Origin of the sequence: Halovibrio sp. HP20-59, assembly GCF_033052795.2 — a bacterium.
Lineage (GTDB): Bacteria > Pseudomonadota > Gammaproteobacteria > Pseudomonadales > Halomonadaceae > Vreelandella.
Genome location: NZ_JAWJUW020000035.1, coordinates 1 through 4873, shown reverse-complemented (window position 1 = coordinate 4873; position 4873 = coordinate 1). Strand labels below are relative to the sequence as shown.

The 4873-nt window shown below is 50.4% G+C and carries 7 protein-coding genes and 1 pseudogene; 4 read left to right on the top strand and 4 right to left on the bottom strand.

Going from position 1 to position 4873, the window contains the following annotated elements; genetic code table 11:
• Nucleotides 1–130: 130 nt before the first annotated feature.
• The 4 genes from RZA33_RS19115 to flgA form a co-directional block, all read right to left on the bottom strand.
• Nucleotides 131–871: an SDR family NAD(P)-dependent oxidoreductase gene (locus tag RZA33_RS19115; protein ID WP_317509309.1), complete on the bottom strand. Its 741-nt coding sequence runs from the start codon at nucleotides 869–871 to the stop codon at nucleotides 131–133.
• 80 nt (nucleotides 872–951) lie between these two features.
• Nucleotides 952–1401: a flagellar protein FlgN gene (locus tag RZA33_RS19110; RefSeq protein ID WP_317509308.1), complete on the bottom strand. Its 450-nt coding sequence runs from the start codon at nucleotides 1399–1401 to the stop codon at nucleotides 952–954.
• Nucleotides 1402–1413: 12 nt separating this feature from the next.
• The gene (gene flgM, locus RZA33_RS19105) at nucleotides 1414–1680 is read right to left on the bottom strand and encodes a flagellar biosynthesis anti-sigma factor FlgM (protein ID WP_317509307.1); all 267 of its coding nucleotides are present in this window, start codon (nucleotides 1678–1680) and stop codon (nucleotides 1414–1416) included.
• A gap of 98 nt (nucleotides 1681–1778) precedes the next feature.
• Nucleotides 1779–2495 (bottom strand): flagellar basal body P-ring formation chaperone FlgA, encoded by a 717-nt coding sequence (flgA, locus tag RZA33_RS19100; RefSeq protein ID WP_317509306.1) that lies wholly within the window; start codon nucleotides 2493–2495, stop codon nucleotides 1779–1781.
• Nucleotides 2496–2698: 203 nt separating this feature from the next.
• Between flgA and flgB the strand changes: the two genes are divergently transcribed.
• The 4 genes and pseudogenes from flgB to RZA33_RS19080 form a co-directional block, all read left to right on the top strand.
• Nucleotides 2699–3133 carry a flagellar basal body rod protein FlgB gene (gene flgB / locus RZA33_RS19095; protein WP_317509305.1) on the top strand — a complete coding sequence of 145 codons (435 nt, stop codon included), beginning with the start codon at nucleotides 2699–2701 and terminating at the stop codon, nucleotides 3131–3133.
• Nucleotides 3134–3165: 32 nt separating this feature from the next.
• Nucleotides 3166–3576 (top strand): flagellar basal body rod protein FlgC, encoded by a 411-nt coding sequence (gene flgC / locus RZA33_RS19090; protein WP_101145856.1) that lies wholly within the window; start codon nucleotides 3166–3168, stop codon nucleotides 3574–3576.
• 3 nt (nucleotides 3577–3579) lie between these two features.
• Nucleotides 3580–4269: a flagellar hook assembly protein FlgD gene (locus tag RZA33_RS19085; protein WP_317509304.1), complete on the top strand. Its 690-nt coding sequence runs from the start codon at nucleotides 3580–3582 to the stop codon at nucleotides 4267–4269.
• Nucleotides 4270–4321: 52 nt separating this feature from the next.
• Nucleotides 4322–4798, top strand: a pseudogene (locus tag RZA33_RS19080) (flagellar hook-basal body complex protein); the annotation flags it as partial.
• Between the last annotated feature and the right edge of the window lie 75 nt (nucleotides 4799–4873).

Below are 4873 nucleotides of genomic sequence, written 5' to 3'. Positions count from 1 at the left end.
CGGCAATGCCGAGGCGGGAAAAGCGTCATGTCATGGCGAGGAGCGCAGCGACGCGGCCATCTCGACCTGCGGTGGCAAGCAACCCTGAGATCACCGCGCTGTGCTCATCAACTGAGCAAAACAAACTCAACTACCACTCAATAGGCTCTCCAGCCCAATCCCAGAAACTGCCGGTATCTTCGGTGGTACGTTGAGAAATAACCTTCAATAGTTGCTCTGCGACGAAGTCAGGTGTGAATAGCTTTTCGCTTGGCACGTGAGCTTGGAAGGGTTTTGAAAGTGATGTATCAGTAGTGCCTGGATGTAAGCACAGCACAATAGACTGCTTATTAAGGCGGGCTAGTTCAATGGAGAGTGTTTTCATCAACATGTTGTGCGCCGCTTTGCTGGCACGATAGCTATACCAACCGCCGTGTCGATTATCACCAATGGAGCCAACACGTGCTGATAAGCTGGCGATAATGGCGGGATGTTTGCCTTGTAGCGATGGTTTGAGCGCGGCGATCAATAGGGCGGGTGTAGCTGCGTTAATATGCATAACGTGGTTAAACGAGGCTTCATCTAACTGCTCCAGGCGCTTTTCAGGGTGCACATTAAGGGCGTCATCGTGCAGAGTGCCAATAGCATTGAACAATAAGTGTACAGGTTGACCGTTTAACTGTTGGCGAAGAGCTTCGCGCCCTGCTTCTGTGGTGACATCGGTATTCACTATTTCTAAGTTTGAGTGCTGAAGATGAAAGGGAGAGCGGCTTACCGCAACAACATGATCCACGCGGGGGTCAGCAAGCAACCTCTGAACAATAGCGTTACCTATGCCGCCACTGGCACCGATAACAACAGCGGTAAAGTTTTCTGGGAGGTGGGAAAGCATCTGCTAGGCTCCGAATGTGAATGCTAATGTTCACATTGAAGCTCTTTGTATAAGTCTTGTCTATAGGAGGCGCGGAAATATCAGGCGGAAGCGTTAATCCTGCCAGATTGGGCGCTGTTACGACCATCCGGTTTGTATAGCGTCTTCTCAGCGATTTGGCGGATATAGTCTAACATTGACTGATTATGCTTCATGCGAATCGATAGCATCTGACCTGTTAACTCATTCATGCGCGCAGCTCGCTCACTCTTCTCCAGCAAACTTTCCCACGCAGTTTGGCAGCCAGCATCACAAGCAGCTGACCTGGCGCCGTTAGCGCCATCGGCGTAACCGAGGCGTTTTTGTACGCCACGACGTACCGTTTCGATACGCTCTAGCTCTGCAAGCAACGACTGTTTCTCAAGCGCCACCTGCGCCAACGCGTCACCGTCAACATCGCCTTGAGTTAACAGGTTTTGTTCACGGGTCAACAGCGCGGTGAGTTGGTCAATACGCTGTTGCTGATCGGTCAGCAGGTTAACAAGGCTCATCGAAAGCGCCCCTTATAAGTCTTTAAGATTTGCAATTAAGCCCTCGGCAATACGATCAGCGCGCATTTCCAAGCGTCCGTCACGAATCGCCTCGCGGATTTCTTCTACCTTCGCAGTATCAATATCTTGCGTTTCATCGATAGCCGCTTGGCTCAACTGCGTCGACTCACGGGTAGGGTCGCCTGCTTTGGCCGACGTGACACTATCCGTCTTTTGGGTGTCGTCCCGCTGTTGGGCTTGGTTAGAGCGTAATAGCGAGTTAATGTTATCAACTTTCACGTTATCTGCCTCATCGTCAACATCGATGCACTTGGCGCTAAGTATAGCGGGTATAACAACAATTATCGGCAGTACAAAGGATAACTTTAGGCGTAACGTTAAAAATCTACCACCAAAACCCCTTCATCAGTGACACGTGCGGTCATGATCTCACGCGACCCAAATCGGACTCTTATGCGTTCGCCAAGGGCGCCATTTTCTAGTGCCTCGCCTTCGCGTGAAACACGAAAAGCGGCTCCTTGCGCTATGACCGTAACCCGCTGACCACGTTCAACCAGGTGAGGGGCTTGTAGGTAATGAGACAAAAAAGCATCCCCGCTGCGGATAGGGCGTTGGGCTATTTTACCGATGATATCTTCTTCAGACGTGAGTGCTTGGGCTGAGAGCTCACCAAGGTTGCCACCACGCTCATTAAGCATCTCTGAGGTAATCAATGTGCCGCGCTCAATATCCCTTGCTGCCACCACGTAATTACCAATGACATCGACTTGCGCTTGTAAATAGCGCACTTGCCGGCTGCCATCACCACAGCGGACCCCAACCGAAACACGCCCGAGCGGCGCTTGGTTAGCATTGGGTAAAAAGGGTTCTGGATTAATACAGTTAGGCAAGTGTGGCGACGGTGGACGTAAATCAATAGCGACTTCTTCACCTAATGCCTGTGTCTCTTGATACAAAAACTGATGTACTTGCTGGATGAGGTTGTCGTCATCTGCTTGTGCGTTGGCCGAATACATCATGCAGGCGCTTGCCAGTAAGGCGAGCACTTGCCTGAAAAGTCGCGTACTTAGCAAAGTGGAGCGCTTTCGTAACATGGGGGAGGCCGCTTACTTGAGAGCTAGGGAAGGAGGGCGATGAGAAAAGCCGATTGCCAAGTGTAGCGAAAAGGGTCTAGTCGTATCGTGCGAAATGCTGGTAGAAACACAGGCTGTTCCATGCTTTAGCATGACAGTTCAAGACGTACTCTTCACCATCAACAAAATCCATTTTAATTTTTTGCCTCAAAGCGAGGATCGGCATGATTGATCAATTGGAATCTGCCTTTAATTATCACCAGAAAGCAGTGGGTCTACGCCAGGCACGCCACGAAGTGCTGGCGGCGAATATCGCTAATGCCGATACGCCTAACTATAAGGCGCGCGACATTGATTTTGCTAGTGAGCTGAAAAAAGCAGTAGACGGTACTCAGAGTGCATCTAGTAATACCGGCGGCGGTTTAACATTGGCGCGTACCGCTGGAAGCCATATTGCTGGAGAAGGCCCCGCATGGCGTGGAGCGGGCAACGCCGATTTACTTTACCGCATTCCCGACCAGCCTAGTTTGGATGGAAATACGGTTGATATGGATCGTGAGCGTACGCAGTTTGCTGATAACGCTGTTCGTTATCAAGTCGGCCTCACGATGCTCAACAGTCGTATTCAAGGGCTGAAGAATGCCATGCAGCCCGAGTAGTCCAAGCCAAATTAGTGAGGAGTTAACCCACGATGTCGATGTTTTCTACGTTTGATATTGCCGGTTCGGCAATGAGTGCCCAGTCCCAGCGAATGAACGTCACCGCCAGTAATATGGCCAATGCCGACAGCGTTGCAGGGCCTGATGGCGAGACTTACCGAGCCAAGCAAGTCATGTTTGAAACCCAGGCGCAGGGCAACCGCTATGGCGTTGGCGGTGTGCGTGTCACCGAAGTAGTGGAAGATGACTCCCCGCTGCGCATGGAGTATATGCCTAACCACCCCGCGGCGGATGAAGAGGGCTATGTGGCTAAGCCCAACGTTGAGCCCGTGCATGAAATGGTCAATATGATTTCTGCCTCGCGCTCTTATCAAGCCAACGTTGAAGTGTTTAATACCAGCAAGCAAATGCTAATGCAGACGCTGTCGTTGGGTGAGGGCTAAACAATGAATATCGATACGAGTGTATTGAGTAACGTGAATGGTGGTGGGGCCAATGGCCTCTCTGCCCGCCAGTCTGACGAGTTGCGTGAAAGCTTTATGACGCTGTTGATTACGCAACTTCAGAATCAAGACCCGCTTAATCCGATGGAAAACTCGGAGATGACCTCGCAGTTAGCGCAAATCAATACGGTCAGCGGTATTGAAGAGTTGAACAGTACGCTGCAAGGCATTACTAGCCAAATGGATGCCAATCAGGCGCTTCAGGCAAGTGGCCTAATCGGCAAAGGCGTCATGGTGCCAGGCAAGGATATTTTGTTAGAGCAAGATAGCGAGGGCGATGTTTACTCTACGCCTTTCGGTATTGAGCTTGCACAGCGAGCAGATAACGTTAAAGCCACCATTGTGGGTCAAGGCGGTCAAATCATTAGAAAACTTGATCTGGGCTCGATAGATGCGGGCGTTCAGTCGATCGAGTGGGACGGTTTAAACGAACAAAGAGAAGCGGTTGCTAGCGGCAAGTATACCGTACAGCTAGAGGCAACTGATGCCAACGATAAGAAAATTGAATCCACGGCCCTGCAGTACGCGGTAGTCAACCGGGTGACGCCTAATGATGGCAGCGGCAGCGTTCGGCTGGATCTTGGCGCTATTTATGGCCAAATCAATCTGAATGACGTTAAACAAATTCTTTAACTACTAATTAAATACCATATTTGATTAAACGCAGCTTTCTTAGGGGAATATCATGAGTTTTTCTCAAGCACTTAGTGGTTTAAGCGCCCAGCAACAAAAATTAGGCGCGGTAGGTAATAACATCGCCAACTCGCAAACGGTGGGTTTTAAAAGCTCTAACGTCCAGTTTGCTGATGTGTACGCGCAATCACGTATTGGACTTGGTGTGCGAACGTCGGCAGTTCTGCAGGATTTCAGCCAGGGTAATGTTGAATCCACTAATCGCAATATGGACTTAGCTATCGCAGGCGAAGGCTTCTTCCGCTTCCAGCAGCCAAGTGGTGAAGTGGGTTACTCGCGCAATGGTCAACTGACCATGACCGCCGACGGGCGTTTGGTAAATGCCCAGGGCGCGCAGATTATGGGCTACGCCGCTAACGCCAATGGTGTCGTTCAAGCGGGTGGCGATGTTAACCCTCTAACGGTCGATTCTGGTGGGCTTCCGGCAAATGCTACAAACGAGCTATCGGTAGAACTAAATTTAGACTCTAAGTGACTCACTATAAATTTTCTTATATAAAGAGCACTTGTTCCCCCAGTCTAGGATCCCCTCATGACAAGGCTC

Coding starts and splice junctions, on each gene's coding strand:
- RZA33_RS19115 (WP_317509309.1), bottom strand. CDS start 871: ATGCTTTCCCACCTCCCAGAAAACTTTACCGCTGTTGTTATCGGTGCC.
- RZA33_RS19110 (WP_317509308.1), bottom strand. CDS start 1,401: ATGAGCCTTGTTAACCTGCTGACCGATCAGCAACAGCGTATTGACCAA.
- flgA (WP_317509306.1), bottom strand. CDS start 2,495: ATGTTACGAAAGCGCTCCACTTTGCTAAGTACGCGACTTTTCAGGCAA.
- flgB (WP_317509305.1), top strand. CDS start 2,699: ATGATTGATCAATTGGAATCTGCCTTTAATTATCACCAGAAAGCAGTG.
- flgC (WP_101145856.1), top strand. CDS start 3,166: ATGTCGATGTTTTCTACGTTTGATATTGCCGGTTCGGCAATGAGTGCC.
- RZA33_RS19085 (WP_317509304.1), top strand. CDS start 3,580: ATGAATATCGATACGAGTGTATTGAGTAACGTGAATGGTGGTGGGGCC.